This window comes from Pectobacterium aroidearum, from assembly GCF_041228105.1.
GTDB classification, from domain to species: Bacteria; Pseudomonadota; Gammaproteobacteria; order Enterobacterales; family Enterobacteriaceae; genus Pectobacterium; species Pectobacterium aroidearum.
The window spans coordinates 1,690,268-1,703,892 of record NZ_CP166097.1; the positions used below are offsets into that span (position 1 = coordinate 1,690,268).

The 13,625-nt window shown below is 49.9% G+C and carries 14 protein-coding genes; all 14 read right to left on the minus strand.

The genetic code is table 11. From position 1 onward, the window contains the following. Positions 1-78: 78 nt before the first annotated feature. Entirely contained in the window at positions 79-600 is a 522-nt protein-coding gene (locus AB8809_RS07580; protein ID WP_015840923.1) for an acireductone dioxygenase, read from the minus strand. Positions 601-945: 345 nt separating this feature from the next. Continuing rightward, on the minus strand, positions 946-2,931 hold the full coding sequence (locus AB8809_RS07585; protein ID WP_349855743.1) for an SGNH/GDSL hydrolase family protein: 1,986 nt from the start codon (positions 2,929-2,931) through the stop codon (positions 946-948). Between the two features lie 8 nt (positions 2,932-2,939). Next, a complete protein-coding gene (locus AB8809_RS07590; protein WP_349855741.1) occupies positions 2,940-3,824 on the minus strand; it encodes a tail fiber assembly protein in 885 nt (294 codons plus the stop codon). Continuing rightward, a complete protein-coding gene (locus tag AB8809_RS07595; protein WP_349855739.1) occupies positions 3,824-4,582 on the minus strand; it encodes a tail fiber protein in 759 nt (252 codons plus the stop codon). The genes AB8809_RS07590 and AB8809_RS07595 overlap by 1 nt, the downstream gene beginning before the upstream one ends. A gap of 2 nt (positions 4,583-4,584) precedes the next feature. Then, on the minus strand, positions 4,585-5,169 hold the full coding sequence (locus AB8809_RS07600) for a YmfQ family protein (RefSeq protein WP_349855737.1): 585 nt from the start codon (positions 5,167-5,169) through the stop codon (positions 4,585-4,587). Next, positions 5,154-6,227: a baseplate J/gp47 family protein gene (locus AB8809_RS07605; RefSeq protein WP_349855735.1), complete on the minus strand. Its 1,074-nt coding sequence runs from the start codon at positions 6,225-6,227 to the stop codon at positions 5,154-5,156. The genes AB8809_RS07600 and AB8809_RS07605 overlap by 16 nt, the downstream gene beginning before the upstream one ends. Next, the gene (locus AB8809_RS07610; protein WP_349855733.1) at positions 6,217-6,666 is read right to left on the minus strand and encodes a phage GP46 family protein; all 450 of its coding nucleotides are present in this window, start codon (positions 6,664-6,666) and stop codon (positions 6,217-6,219) included. Before AB8809_RS07610 ends, AB8809_RS07605 begins: the two co-directional genes overlap by 11 nt. Then, positions 6,663-7,202, minus strand: coding sequence for a phage baseplate assembly protein V (locus AB8809_RS07615; protein WP_349855732.1), 540 nt, complete (start codon positions 7,200-7,202; stop codon positions 6,663-6,665). Before AB8809_RS07615 ends, AB8809_RS07610 begins: the two co-directional genes overlap by 4 nt. After that, positions 7,193-8,272 carry a phage baseplate assembly protein gene (locus AB8809_RS07620; protein ID WP_349855731.1) on the minus strand — a complete coding sequence of 360 codons (1,080 nt, stop codon included), beginning with the start codon at positions 8,270-8,272 and terminating at the stop codon, positions 7,193-7,195. Before AB8809_RS07620 ends, AB8809_RS07615 begins: the two co-directional genes overlap by 10 nt. After that, positions 8,265-9,524, minus strand: coding sequence for a DNA circularization N-terminal domain-containing protein (locus tag AB8809_RS07625; protein ID WP_349855729.1), 1,260 nt, complete (start codon positions 9,522-9,524; stop codon positions 8,265-8,267). The genes AB8809_RS07620 and AB8809_RS07625 overlap by 8 nt, the downstream gene beginning before the upstream one ends. After that, complete coding sequence (locus AB8809_RS07630) at positions 9,524-11,299, minus strand: phage tail tape measure protein (protein ID WP_349855727.1); 1,776 nt, start codon at positions 11,297-11,299, stop codon at positions 9,524-9,526. Before AB8809_RS07630 ends, AB8809_RS07625 begins: the two co-directional genes overlap by 1 nt. Positions 11,300-11,397: 98 nt before the next feature. After that, positions 11,398-11,781, minus strand: coding sequence for a phage tail assembly protein (locus AB8809_RS07635; protein WP_349855726.1), 384 nt, complete (start codon positions 11,779-11,781; stop codon positions 11,398-11,400). A 3-nt stretch (positions 11,782-11,784) separates the two neighbouring features. Beyond that, a complete protein-coding gene (locus AB8809_RS07640) occupies positions 11,785-12,135 on the minus strand; it encodes a phage tail tube protein (RefSeq protein WP_181846702.1) in 351 nt (116 codons plus the stop codon). A gap of 10 nt (positions 12,136-12,145) precedes the next feature. Beyond that, the gene (locus AB8809_RS07645) at positions 12,146-13,624 is read right to left on the minus strand and encodes a phage tail sheath subtilisin-like domain-containing protein (RefSeq protein ID WP_349855724.1); all 1,479 of its coding nucleotides are present in this window, start codon (positions 13,622-13,624) and stop codon (positions 12,146-12,148) included. Between the last annotated feature and the right edge of the window lies 1 nt (position 13,625).

Here is a 13,625-nt window from a genome sequence, read left to right on the forward strand (position 1 = left end):
AGGGGTCTCGCCGTTCGTCTTGGTACAAAACGCACAGTATAAAGGGAACGGCGGAGAAATGCAGAAACGATCGTGGAATTAGTGAAACGTCTCCCGTCCGGTAAAGTGCCCAACCCAGCCTTCTGGATTAGTAAAAATGCGGATCGCGACAAAATCAGGAAATTCGCCGCAGTCAAACCAGTGCGGCGTGTTGGCGGGAACGCGTAAGAGATCGCCGGCCTCGCAGGTAAGCTGGAAAACCTGCTCGCCAATCGGCACAAAGAAGCTTCCGCTGCCGCGCACGAAGAAGCGCACTTCATCTTCACTATGGGTGTGTTCCTGAAGAAATTTTTCCCGCAGCGCCAGTCTCTCGGCGTGATCCGGCGTCAGGCTGATCACGTCGGCAGAGGTGTAGCCCTCTTGCTGTTTGAGACGCTCAATATCGGCATGATATTGCGTCAAGATGGTTTCGTTGCTGGCGTCAGGCGGCGGTGCGTCAGTGTGCCAGTGTTCCAACTGGATCCCGGCGCTGGCGAGCAGGGAAGCGATGTCAGTAAACGCGGTGAGCTGTTGGACGGGCTGTGTGATGTGCGGGCGGTGATAAATCGAGAGCGTTGTCATGGCCGTTTTTCTCATCAGGATAGAAGAGCCTTAACCATTCCCTTTATGGGGACAAAAAACAAGATGCTTTTTTTATAACTTATTCCTGCTAATTCAATGATTAACAATCATTACATCTGCCGATCAACGCTATTTCCATTTAATTACTAGCCATTATCATTTTTGTTATTTCGATTTAACTTTTCCCGTTGCTAATCTCTTTCCCTGCTAATAATTTTATAAAAATCGGGATAAAAATGATGAAGACGCGCTTTTCTCACCTGGCTGCATGTAGCGCGCCGCGAAAAATGAAAAAGCGCGTCATGAAAAATGAAAACGCGCCTTGTTTATCAAAATAAATGAACTCTACCTGCCGCCAACGACAGTCACTTTAAATGATGTCGGGTTGATCGGAACGTTAGCTGCGTTATAGAACCTGATGCGAAATGACATCTCAGCTTTGAATATCACTCGATGCTGTATGAAATAATCGTCTTCTGTGTACTCTACGTCCACGCTATAGTTTTCAGGAGCTAGATGGCTAATAGCTACATCAAAAACTCCTGTAGCTTCTGACGTGCAGGCGTTCACAAATCCGGTCACTGTGCTTTCGACACCCCGTTTGAAAAGGGTTCCAGACACGCCACCATATACATCGTTACTTCTCACGTTCGACCAACTGTCAAAAACGACCCCTTCCACAGCAGCAACGCCAGCGTTTTGCCCAACGGCGAACGTCAGCATATGCCATCCACGCGTCGTAAAATGGATATAACATCCGTCAAGCCGTCCCACTGTGTATTTTTCAGTTGTGCGATTACGCGGCCCTGATCCGCTAATAGAACGCCCTGATACGATATATTGTCGATCACGCAGAATAGGAATGATTTCAACGTTAGACGGATAGTCTGGCTGTTTAGCGCCGTCGTCGCCTATTATCCCCATTGAAAAAGGCTCCCCATCGGGATTTATCGATGGAAATGCCACAACGTTATCTTCATCAACATAAATTGCGAACGTCACACTGCCGCCAAGATCGTCATTCGGCAGCATTACACCAATAGATTCAGGATTGTCTGTGCCGCCGCCGAACGGTGGCGATGATCCGTTTTTAAAAGTGCTGCGTATTATCGTGCGATTTGATGATATTGGATTCTGAAAAAATCCGGGTATAAACACATCACCGGTGCGGATCTTGCGAGGGTTTTTATAGTCTATGTGCATGAATACGCACGCAAACCTTTTGCCGATTATTTCAAGAAAATCTTCGCGAAGATGAATACCATCGTGACAACTTTCACTGATGCCATACTGTTGAATGACATCGCGCATTGTGTCTACGAACATGCAACCGAATTCACTAGCGACAGCATTAGCTGCGGCATTGTACGTCTCAGATAGATAACATTCTGTCATATTCCCCATCGGGGACAGGTTAGCACCGCTAACCCATTGCGTCATGCCTAACACAACAACGCAGCGGCCGCGCAGCAGCTCGCGGGCGATAAATTTACGCATCACTACTGCATAGTTTTTGACGCCGTACAGAGTATCGCCTGCTATGTCGTCGGGGTTATTTCCGTTATTCGTTGCCGCTTTAATGTCATTAACGCCCAACATAATTGTAGAAATATGCCCAGCCGTGCCGTCATTGATATTTCGCACGTAGTTTGTCAGTGCGCGATCACCTGAAGACGCCATGTTTTGGCTAGTCCACACGCTCTGTGTGCGAGTAGACATTGTTTTTGCTATCTGGACGGGATAGTTAAGAGGGTATTGCCCGCCGTCTGGTCGAAGTCCCCATGTGATACTGTCGCCGTACGCAACCATCGCGATAGTTTTATTCGTACGCAGTCGGGACAGATATTTAGAGTAGTTACTCGATTCTAATTCACGCAATTTACTGTAATCATCAAATTCCAGCATTCCTCCAGATGAAACCAGTTTATGTAACTCATCATCATCAGCTATTCCAGACAATTGATGACCGGGAATGATAGTACGCGTTGAATTGAATTTAAAAAAATAACCAATATCATTAATAAAAACACGCTGTCCTTCATTAAACTTTTGGTATGACTTTGCCTCATTTAAAGTCATTGACTTGTCATTAAGTCTAATAAGTAAGCTGATTGCTTCAGCTAACTGATTATTTTTATACTTATCTGGATCTACCCCAGATGACTTTAACAGGTTCAACAATTCAGCTTGAACAATATTAAACCAATCAGCACCGGGCCAACTAATGCCACCTTGTTCATCGCTTTCACCGAACCAGCGCGTAGCATTGCTTTGTAGTGGTTTTACTTCCGGCATTTCAGGAACGCCGCTGGTGTTATCCAAATGAAACATGGCGACTCCTACGGTTTTTCTGGCCAGTTGATGTTCGGCGCTGTTGATGTATCGACACGATTCAACTCGACACGGTACGCTTCCCAGAGCGGCAATTTATTTATTTCTGTTTCCGATGCAATTCCATTATTCACAGCGTAACTGAGGATTGAAATTTGTTCAGTCGCGATTGATATACGCCGTTCTTTATCCTGCTGGGCTGCATTAACCAAATAGGCTTTTTCTTGACTTTCATTTTTCACCCATACGGATTCGTTCCACTCATCAAATTGGGTTGAAGGTGGTAACAGCGTATAGCCATCTGGCAATGGCCCCAACTCAGAAATAACTTTCGTCTCTTTTGTTTCTGTTGAATAAGCTACTTTCCCGCGCAAATCCTTCACATATACCCATTCGTCACCGTTCCATTTCGTGACGAACGTTGGCTTAGCATCTGGCGGAGAAACGAACGTATAGCCATCTGGCAGCACAAAGTATGCATCTGGGACAATGGTTTTATTTCCCATGCTATCGTAATAATACTGTCCGGTTTTATCTTCAATTTGCGTCCATTCGCTATTTACAAATAGCAGTACATAACCATTATCCGGCGTGGGCGGCGGCGTCATGATTGCCCATGTTGGCAATGATTCTGTAATAGTCGAAATAACATATCCAACACCACGCACATTCCAATACTGTGTACCACGCGGATCATCAACATAATCCCACGTATTGCCATTGAAAACGCCAGTTTTACCAGCCACTGGCTGACATACTATATGCGTTGAATTAGCCGGTAATCCAGTCCACGCCGGGACACTATAGAAACTATTACCGACATAAACCCCAGAATGGTCATATTGATAAATCCACATTCCCTTCGGATTTGCGGATAGTTCAAATGCGGACATTAATATAGCCTCGTAATATAATTAAATGCTCTGTTTTTTACAGTGTTTTCAGAGTTGCCGACTTCCATTATTGTTGCTACGTGTTTGTGAGCACCTAACTCAATACTGTGAATGTGATTTCCATCTGTGCTGGTTGTTCTATTAGTGCCATCAATAATAGTTTCAACACCAACATCATCTATCGACATAGCTAACCCACGGGTGCCAAATGTGTGATGGTGTAATCCATTCTCTGTTGTTGCTTTTGTTCCCAAATCCACATCTGAAATTTCTGCTGGGTGTCCATGCTTTATTACACCATCAGCCTCATAACTCAGAACAACACGCCCCGAAATCGGTTTTCCCTTAATCGTTAGTGCCCGCATATCAGGAATAATTAAATTTGGATATGCTTCAGCCAATTTAGGGTATGCAGTAGCGCTAAATGACTGACCAACCATAAAGGCGAATCGCTGTGGCATCATCGATGGCAAAATATCTGAAGGCCATGGCAACGGAATGCCGGGAGGAATCATAAAATCAGACGAAAAAAATCGAATAGCTTGCGCGAACTGGTCATGCTGCATTTTATCCGGCGTAATATTTGCCAGCGACAACACATTCATCATTTCCGCTTGAATAATATTAAACCAGTCTGCGCCAGGGTAACTCGGCTGAATTCCGTCACCACCTTCAGTAAACCAGCGTGGATCCGTATATAAGACAGGCGCGGTCTTTGGCATATCGACAACACTAGATTCATTATCCAAGCAATACATAATCAAACCTCATACTGAAAATCATAGTCGTGTCCGGCCAAGCGATAACGCCGCAAAAAGCACTCCAAAATTTGAGCCTGATAACTGATTAATGGCGTCAATACATTACTAATCGTTTTAAATCGGATCATCGGCATATCGGTAACCGTAACTTGCATAATGAAACGGTATTTTCTGGAATAAATGGGATGCATAATATTTCGTAGAACGTGATGCGGTAATATTTCCGTGACTTGAATAGTGAAACCCAATGCATCTTTAACCGCTTGTTCAATTTGCCAGGGCGCTAATCCGCCTTTGCGGTGATATTTCTCTACGACAACATCGCGACGGCGCTCAAAACCATCAGGGATAGCATTGCACTCGGGCAATCCTAAATAGTCTTCCCACTCGGCCAGCATTAATTCTGTCGTTTCTGGGCGCATCTCGTTAAGCAGCAAGTCGGCATTCGCTTCAGCAGCGTGTAAACGGGCGCTAAAGCCCCTTAAAAGGGAAGTTAAAGCCGCCGTCTGGTCACGTGGCCACGCTTTACCACGCGGCATCAATTGCTGAAGAACGTCATGCCACTCGTCTACACTATGCGCCATGTGATCGCCCCCATCGTAATCAGCTCATAGTTTGCACTGCTCTGATTTGTCGTAAGGTCTAGCTCGTAGTCCGTCACGCCGGTTGCTGAGCCGATAGCCGTACGAATAGAAGACAGCAGTAATGTGTCTCCGGGCGAAACAGAGCGGTACAGCGCTGTAAGATTCAGCATCGTTGACTGACGGGTGGCTTCCGTATCGGGTACGATACGAATTCCCATATCAATGGGCTTAAGAGTTAACGGAATTGACCAGACTTCAATCCCGCCGGGCTTGCCCACCCAATCACTGGTGGCCGGATCCTGATGGCGGAATAGATAGGCTTGCATCACAGCGATGTCCGTCACTGTCGGAATAATGTCAGTACGTTGGTCATACACCCATGCCAGGCCAACTGTACTTAATCCGTGCCAGGCATCAAACGCCCATGCGCGGCTTACGCCTGCGGTTTCAGTGGCCCATATAACGTAATCATGTAATGCGCCGCCCAATGGCGGGTTACGTTTGCGGTATAACAGACGGGTCAGCAGTTCACCGATGGTTTCAATATCCGCGCCGCCGGATAGCCCGCCGATTGCCACAGTGCCTTCACTGTTAACGCCGGGAACGGGGGAGATCAACGTTAGCATCTCGCCGCTTGCCAGGTTGCCACCAGTGCCGACGTCTGCCGCCTGAACAGTTACGCTAATCTGACCGTTATCCGGGTCTTCTGTCGCGGTAACGTAATAAACAACGCCATCATCCGTTTGCATTTCAGTATCAATCGGTAACGGATTCGTGCCGTTGAATATGACAGAGCCGGATGCATACGACGCCGACTTACGAATAACGCCTTCATTTCGTGCGGTATCAATAATGGTTTCATCATCTGATTTATCAGACGGAATAATCTGGTTCTTAATCCACGTCTGATAATCATATAAATCGCGTAATGCGCCGCTGAATGCCGTATTTAACGCACGCTCAATACCGACAATCGGCAACTTCTGATTTAATTCAATCTCAAGGTCTTGAATGCCGGTGCGAATAATGTGGCGGGTTGATGGAACGCTATACGCCATTTTCTATTGCCTCCCAGCGTTTATTTATTTCAACCGTTAGCGCTGAATTATTAGGCCGCGTCAGCACAATACTCAGCGACAGCCAATTCATACGTGGGATAGTCGCAATAACCTGCGCAGCACGGGTATAGCCGTAACGGATTAACGGTTGCATGGATAGATTGGCGTAGTTTTCGGCACGCATACGCACGGCCTCAGTGAGCTTTTCACGCTCAATCAGCCACAGCTTGGAACCCCAAGGGAAATCACTAAAAGAATCACCGGGCCAGCCGCGACGGTCTTCAGTACCGTCGGGTATCTCGTCACTGTCAGCAGCGCGGGCATCGGTGAATAAGCAAATCAGCACTAAAGAAACAAGGCCCTCGTCAGACGAAAGGCCATTGTGCTCTATTTCAATATCACCGCCTTCGGGTAGGTGCCAACGTACTCTGATGGTCATAACGGTTTCGTTGTGTTCGCACCGTCACCGTCAATGTGAATGTGGTCAAGGAAGCTCTTTCCTTTAACCTGAATATCTTCACTGAAGACTGCGGGGCCGGTGACATTAATGAGTTTGCTCACAATGTCACAGGAATCTTCAGCGACCAGATTAACCTTTTTCCCCCTTACTTCTATGACGCCATCTTTCTTGAGGGTAATAGTGTGGCCCTCACTGTGATACACGCAAACATCTCCGGGGTCTAGTCCTTTTGGGCGACAGGATTTGTCTTCGACAGCGATGGCCACCAGGCCAGAACGTCGGCCTCCAATGGCAACCACCACGGCGTCAGCCCCCACTGGCGGTACGGACGACAGGCCATAATTTTGGAAGCGTTCGACGTTATCATCCGTCTCATCTGCCAGGCTCTGCACCTGAAGGTTTTGCCGCCCCAGGCTATCGGTCACAATAAGCACTTTTGCGCGATCAACCATCAGTCGCAGACGTCGACCGATGGCGCTGATAGCACGGGAAAAATTGCCTTCTTTCAGTCCCATGTCACCCCCACACTGGATTTTTTGCCTTTCTTTTTTGCCTTCTGAGACGGCATATCCATCGACTCTGGCGGGACCAGTGTTAGCACCGTCACCCGGCCGTTATCGCCTTCCATGAACGAAACCGTCTTAATCAGCCAGGTCACATCAAGCTGCTGGATCACGTCCTTGACTTGAATCTGGCAATTTATCTGCCACAACGGGCCTGTCGTGCCGTTCTCTCGCCATCCAGCGACAGTAATCTCGGTAGTATTGGCCTCGCCCAACGCTGTGGCTTTATACCATTCACCCCGTGCGCTGGCCCCGCCGACGGTCAGATTGTCCTCATTGACTAAAATCTTTGGACGATAGCGGGTTATCTCGGAATCAGCGACGATGATTTGGCGACCACCGACTACCTTGGCTGGCTGGTCATCCCACGTCGATCCCCCGGCAGCCGCAGAGCCTTTGACGATGTACTGACTTGCTCGGCCTTGCCAAGAGAAGCGGCCACGCGCCGCCAGAATGTTGTCACCAAGAATGAGGGATACACCGGCGCGTGTCGTTGATGCACGAGTGATCACCAGTCGTCCCCATGCGTCGGACGTCATCAGTACACCGCGCTGTTTTGCCAAGCGATCAAGCAGTTCGAACCCCGTTTCTCCCTGTTCCAACGTGATGCTGGAAAATGTCTCGCCAGTATCAGTTTCGTTGATAACCTCAATACCGTAGGGTTTGCAGATAGTCGCCGCCAGTTGCTCCAGGCGCTGACCTTTCCATTGCCCGGATTTATCGACAACAGAGCTATCAACCAGGTCGCCGGTTTTATCACGCCCCATCACGCGCAGTGAAACATTCTCCGCATCATAGCTGGGGATGAAGTCATCAATATAGCCTGTCAATACACGGTCACTACCGATAGCGACATAACACGCCATACCCGGCTTGATAGAGCGTGGCGCGGCCGCTGACCAGCGTGCAGTGATAGTGAGGTCAAATTCTCCGGCAATGCTGTCCAGTGAACGATTGACCGTCATTTCCGTCCAACCTCCCCAGATTTTACCGTCCACGTTCAGTACCACGTCATCACTCATTGTCGATTACCTCAATGACTTGGGACGGTTTAATAAATGCCGGGTAACGCAGACGGTTTCGTGTAACCAGTGCATCACTCTGTTCGGCATCGCCAGTTTCACGCCATGCTAATAGCATGACCGGTGTTGTTTGTCGGGTCGATATGCGCCTCAGCTCCGGGAGCTGGACGCTACGAATGCGCACATCGTTAACAACGGCAAAACGCAAATCACGCAGCGAGCGCCACAGCTCGCGCTGACCGGATTCAACGGCATCTATCGCTTGCTCGCCCAGCCGTTCCGCCAGCGCATCGCCTGTGCCTTGTGCGTCATGACTGGTTTCAAATGTCATGCTAGCTACGGTTTCGGCCTGTGCGACAAGGGCGGAGACAATCACCAGGCGATGGAACTCATCGATATTGGCTTGCATGGCATCTGAAATTTCAATCGTCGACGAACGAGTTACGCTGCTGGCAACGCCGGTTTCAACGTCAACTACGATGTTATCAGCCAGGGATTTTGTCGCCGCATGAGCCGCTCGGTCACCGTCCCATTTATCACGCAACTGGTCATAAACGTTTAATGCCCATGGTGGTTCTGTGACCAGGTCTTTTATGTCGCTGATAATGCCTGTTACATCGCGGATCAATTCACCTGGTGCGGCGGCGATGATGCCTGCCTGGTCTTTAAAACGATTGAGCCTATCCATCCATTCTGTTACTGCATCTGGGATAGAGGGCAGATTAGTGATAAGCCCGTCTAGGTCATCCAACAGCGTATCAACCATATTGCCGACACCATCAAGGGCAGCAAAGTAGTCGCCGTTGGCCAGCGCTGCTTTTACGCGGTCGGCAGCACTGAGCGTCGTCGCTGTGGTGTCTTCGGTCTGCGTCGGAAAAAGTTGCTCACCCGCTTCGAATACTTCGAACGACACATAAGCAATGCCGCCTTCTTCCGTACTGAGTTTGTGCGAGACCTTACCGACTTGCACCTGTTGCGCGCCAAACCATGGATGCACCAGCTCTCCCGGCCCTGGCGTATTCAACGCTGCAAGCAGGCGATTAAGTTGAGTCTGGTAATCACTACCCAGCAGGATGGCGTTAATCTGTTGCTGTGTCAGTACCGCGCCGTGGTCTTCAGTCCAACCGACTTCTTTCTTCGGGTACGCATGAGGTATAGCACGGCGTCCGCCGGTGCCTTCCACGTCAACAAAGTAGAAAGGGACGTTACGAAACGACGCATCGCGCAGGTCTTCCCATTTGGTTGTGGCCATTAGTCTTGCTCCACATTGCGAATGCCGGTTTGCGCACTCATCGTTACGCCTGGCGTATTGATTTTGACCTTGCTGACCTGTACCCGGTCATCTTTAACCGTGACCTCGATTTCGCCCTGAAGCGGCTGGGGGATGAAAGGGTATTGTGATGCTGACTGATTCTGAGGTTGCATCGCTGACCATGGACGTGGATCAATATCAGTTGGTGCGGAAGTTAACCAGTTCTTGACGTCATCCCACATTGTTTTTCTGTTGCTATTATCCTGAGCACGCTTGATGAGCGCGGCGCGTTCTTCATCATTTTTCGGGAATGGTACAAGTGAGGCTATCTCTGATGCTGTGTTTATAGCCATGCCGATCAAACCACCAGTGCTACTTTTATTTTTTTGCGGATTATCTGGGATGCCTGGCACATCACCGCCCCCCATACCACTGCCGCCCATATTAACAACGTAAACCGGCATTACACCGCTGCCGAATACGTCAGTAACACCCGGTGGAACGCCTTTTTTACCGGGGCGTAGGAAGTCGTAAACGCCTTTACCGATTTGCCCGGCCTTACGTGCGACGAGTAATCCACCTGTTGCTAGTGCAACGTTCTTGCCGATTTCCAGCCAGTTTTGCACGGTTTCTTGGTCTACAGAGTTAAGCGCATCTGCCAGCTCTTGCACCGGCGCTGCCAGCTGGCTATTTGCGAATTTATTCCATGTGGTATTCATGCTTTGCATAGCAGACGTAAAGTCTTTCGCAGCATACTCAGCATCTTTCATGATGCCGACGCCGTCACCAACAACAGCTTGGTAACGCTTCAAGTTCTCTGCGCCTTTTCCTGATGTGACACTACTTATCAACAGAATACTGTCTTGATTAAAACCGGCATTTAGCAAGTTAGCATTTTGCTTCTCTGCGCCTTTCCTTCCCGAACGTTTAGCAACTTCATCTAATAAAACAGGTAGTTCACGCATTTTCCCAGATTTATCGAATACATTGATGCCGTTTGCTTTTAACGCCTTAGCAACCTTCGGATTCTGTAAGTCTCGAATGAGGTTTTCTGTTGCTGTAGCTGCTGTGTCTCGATCACCCGTCACATCAATCGCTGACTCAAGAACAACACCAACATCTTTTATCCCTGATACCCCTTTTCCTCCCGCTGCTGCATACATTGAGAAAGCCCTGACGCCTTTTTCAGCGATATCCTTCAGCTCAAATGCGCCTTCTTTCCCCAATTTGTTTAGCGTATCCATCGCTTTTATCGCTTCTTCTTCCGTCTGTACCTGGAACTTTGTGAAGTTAGCAAACAGCCCGCCTATTGATTCACCAGTACCGCCAGAAGCTGCAATAGACGCCGCGATCGCATTACGGTTTTTATAGCCAAAGTCAATATCGCCTGTGACCGTACCCACTTTTTCGATAGCATTAACCACTTCGCTATCATCAACCCTGAATTTGATAGAGGCATCTTGCATACCGCCCAGCATAGATGCCATCTCGTCGCGTGTTTTTTCGGCCGCAATACCAATCCGAGTCATACGCCGATCTAGCTGTGTGAATTCGCGCAACATAGCACCACCGGCGAATCCGGCTATCATGCCCGTATAGCGATTTCCAAGCATATCCAGGCCACGCCCAGCGGCTGCGCTTGTCGACTTGATGACAGACATTGCACGCTCATTTCGGCGCGCGAACTCCGACATATTGGCCCCGTACTGGCGGGCTTTGGCTGTAAGGTTTCCCGCTAGGTTGATGATAATCTCAGTGTCGAGGCGCTTGGCCATGCTGCTTCCTCAATTGCTCGGTGATGCGGAACAGTTGCCGTAGCGGCAACTGTTCCAGGTATGACACGCTAAAACGTGATGACAGATTGACGAGAAGGTTAGTCAGCGCCGTCGCCAACGGCATCAGCTCGCCCCCGGTTGCTTACCCCCGTCAGCAAGTCATCCATATCGCTGGCCTTCTCCGTCAGTAAATCCAAATCTTTGGGGTGAAGCTGGTAAAGCTGCTTGAGACTGAGCGGGCCGGGGATATCACCGATTGATGCAATTTGTCGGCGCAGCATTTCCAGCCCCATCATCACCTCAGAGCAATACGCATGAGCCTTGCCGTTATCACCGATCACAACCCGCTCTGCGGCAAGCTGTGAATCGATGACATCTTTAGTATCCAGTTCGCGCAACTCGACAACCATATGTCGGGCTTCATCACTGGTGCCTTTTCCCGTCACAAGGCCGTGGATCAATGTCACTGTCATCTTGGCCATGTGTTACACCTTCACGCATTTAGCGCCGATAAACGTGACTGAAACCTGACCGTCTGATTCCGCCAGCTCTGCGGGGTTTTCCGCCGCTGCGCCAGTCATCATGTAGCTCAAGCCGTTGTCGCCTTCAAACATCACAGTGACGTTTTCCCAGCCGCTGATCTCGATCACGTCAACGTTTTCAGCGGCGGCAATCGTCAACTGAATAGACGGGTTAACCCGCTTGCGCGACATCCCCCACGTCTTCCCCGCGCCATTATGTGCGGTGCGGGCATAACCGCCAGGGTTCAGGGTAGATGCGCCCTGGGTTTGAATTTCACGGCCATTCACGCGAATGGCGGCTTCGCCTAAAATCATGCTGCCCCCTTTAGAGCTTGAACTGAATCAGACCAGCCAGGACACGGAGCTGGTTAATGATGTTCGGATGGATAATAAAATTCAGCCGGTTGCGGTCTGCGGTGTCACGCACCACCGATAGCGTTTCTTTATAGTCGTCAAAGTCTTCGACTAATCCTGCTGGCTCCAGCTCGGTGAGGAAAATATCAATCAGCTCTTGCGTACACAGCTTCGGTGTCATGACGTGCTGGCCGGGTTCCAATACGTCCAGCACGTCATCATCAGCGAGTTTGTGGCGGGGATAGCGGTTGGTGAACCGGTTCTTGATGACGTAACGAATATGGCCCAGCGTCGCTGGGGACGTGATATCAAGATAAGACGTGTCAGCATCGCCAAAACGATTGACGCGATACGTCGTAATTTCCCGCTCGATGCAGACGTTGCCGCCAGCATCAACATAATGCGTTGCTACACCGTCAAATAAATGCAGATTACGCTCGACCATATCCCAGCGCACTTCCTTGGCCGGTGCCAGAATGCCGGGCATTGCTAGCGTCTGAAGTGGTCGCGCTGGATCAATCGCCAGATAATAAGCAGCAATCCCCGCGTAAGCTGCTGCCCAAAGATACGCAGGCTGCGGGGAAATGTTGGTTCCCATGGCGGTGATCAAGAAGTCGTTACGATTGCCGCCCCATGTTCCTGTCGCGGCGTGAGTACCACGAACGGCGGTGTATGCGATGGCCTCAATCATCTTCAGCGGCCCCCAGCGATTGAGCAATTCATCACGCAGGGTGTTCATGCTGGCGACGTCGTTAAACGGGCAAACGATATGGTTAAACCACTCATCACCAAGGGCAGCAACCACAGTTGACATATCCGGGGTGCCGGTGCCACCGGTAAACGCCGTCGTCGTTATACTCAGTCCCGCCGGTGTCTGTTCGCCCACGTAGTAATTGACGCGCACATCCAGATCGTTGGTTGTCTGGCCTTTCCATTTTGCCGTGAGCACCACCGTACCCGACGCATCAACTTTCACGGCGGCGGTAACCGGTAGCGTGGTTACAGCATTGATGGCGGTCACAATCGCCGTAGCGACAGTTGCATCAGTATCCGCTGCGCTGACGCCAACCTGCACCGTGACGCCACATACCAACAGCGCCAGCGTACCAGCGGCGGTAGCCGTGCCGGTCACCGCGAGTTCCGCGCTGGCCGCGCTGCCAGCAGCAAGGTCTTCAATACCCATCGCCCAGGTTTCGGTATAGCTGTTGCCTTTGCGCAAGGTCTTCAGCATGTCCGCCAGCATCGAGCCGCGCCCATAAAGGTTATCGGCTGTGCTGTCGCTGGTAATGCGATTTTGCGTCAACGCTGTGGCAGTGCCGGTAGCCAGTTGCTGACCAATGACCAAAATTTTGTGTTGTTGCGCCGGGGCGCTGTCGAGTGCCAGGGAATTATCAATTTCGATATAGACCAGCGGCACCCGGATATCATTGGGAATATTGCCTAACGCCATG

What these genes read in the sequence shown, in the direction of transcription:
- AB8809_RS07580 (WP_015840923.1), bottom strand. Translation starts at nt 600, where the DNA reads ATGACAACGCTCTCGATTTATCACCGCCCGCACATCACACAGCCCGTC.
- AB8809_RS07585 (WP_349855743.1), bottom strand. Translation starts at nt 2,931, where the DNA reads ATGTTTCATTTGGATAACACCAGCGGCGTTCCTGAAATGCCGGAAGTA.
- AB8809_RS07590 (WP_349855741.1), bottom strand. Translation starts at nt 3,824, where the DNA reads ATGTCCGCATTTGAACTATCCGCAAATCCGAAGGGAATGTGGATTTAT.
- AB8809_RS07595 (WP_349855739.1), bottom strand. Translation starts at nt 4,582, where the DNA reads ATGTATTGCTTGGATAATGAATCTAGTGTTGTCGATATGCCAAAGACC.
- AB8809_RS07600 (WP_349855737.1), bottom strand. Translation starts at nt 5,169, where the DNA reads ATGGCGCATAGTGTAGACGAGTGGCATGACGTTCTTCAGCAATTGATG.
- AB8809_RS07605 (WP_349855735.1), bottom strand. Translation starts at nt 6,227, where the DNA reads ATGGCGTATAGCGTTCCATCAACCCGCCACATTATTCGCACCGGCATT.
- AB8809_RS07610 (WP_349855733.1), bottom strand. Translation starts at nt 6,666, where the DNA reads ATGACCATCAGAGTACGTTGGCACCTACCCGAAGGCGGTGATATTGAA.
- AB8809_RS07615 (WP_349855732.1), bottom strand. Translation starts at nt 7,202, where the DNA reads ATGGGACTGAAAGAAGGCAATTTTTCCCGTGCTATCAGCGCCATCGGT.
- AB8809_RS07620 (WP_349855731.1), bottom strand. Translation starts at nt 8,272, where the DNA reads ATGAGTGATGACGTGGTACTGAACGTGGACGGTAAAATCTGGGGAGGT.
- AB8809_RS07625 (WP_349855729.1), bottom strand. Translation starts at nt 9,524, where the DNA reads ATGGCCACAACCAAATGGGAAGACCTGCGCGATGCGTCGTTTCGTAAC.
- AB8809_RS07630 (WP_349855727.1), bottom strand. Translation starts at nt 11,299, where the DNA reads ATGGCCAAGCGCCTCGACACTGAGATTATCATCAACCTAGCGGGAAAC.
- AB8809_RS07635 (WP_349855726.1), bottom strand. Translation starts at nt 11,781, where the DNA reads ATGGCCAAGATGACAGTGACATTGATCCACGGCCTTGTGACGGGAAAA.
- AB8809_RS07640 (WP_181846702.1), bottom strand. Translation starts at nt 12,135, where the DNA reads ATGATTTTAGGCGAAGCCGCCATTCGCGTGAATGGCCGTGAAATTCAA.
- AB8809_RS07645 (WP_349855724.1), bottom strand. Translation starts at nt 13,624, where the DNA reads ATGGCGTTAGGCAATATTCCCAATGATATCCGGGTGCCGCTGGTCTAT.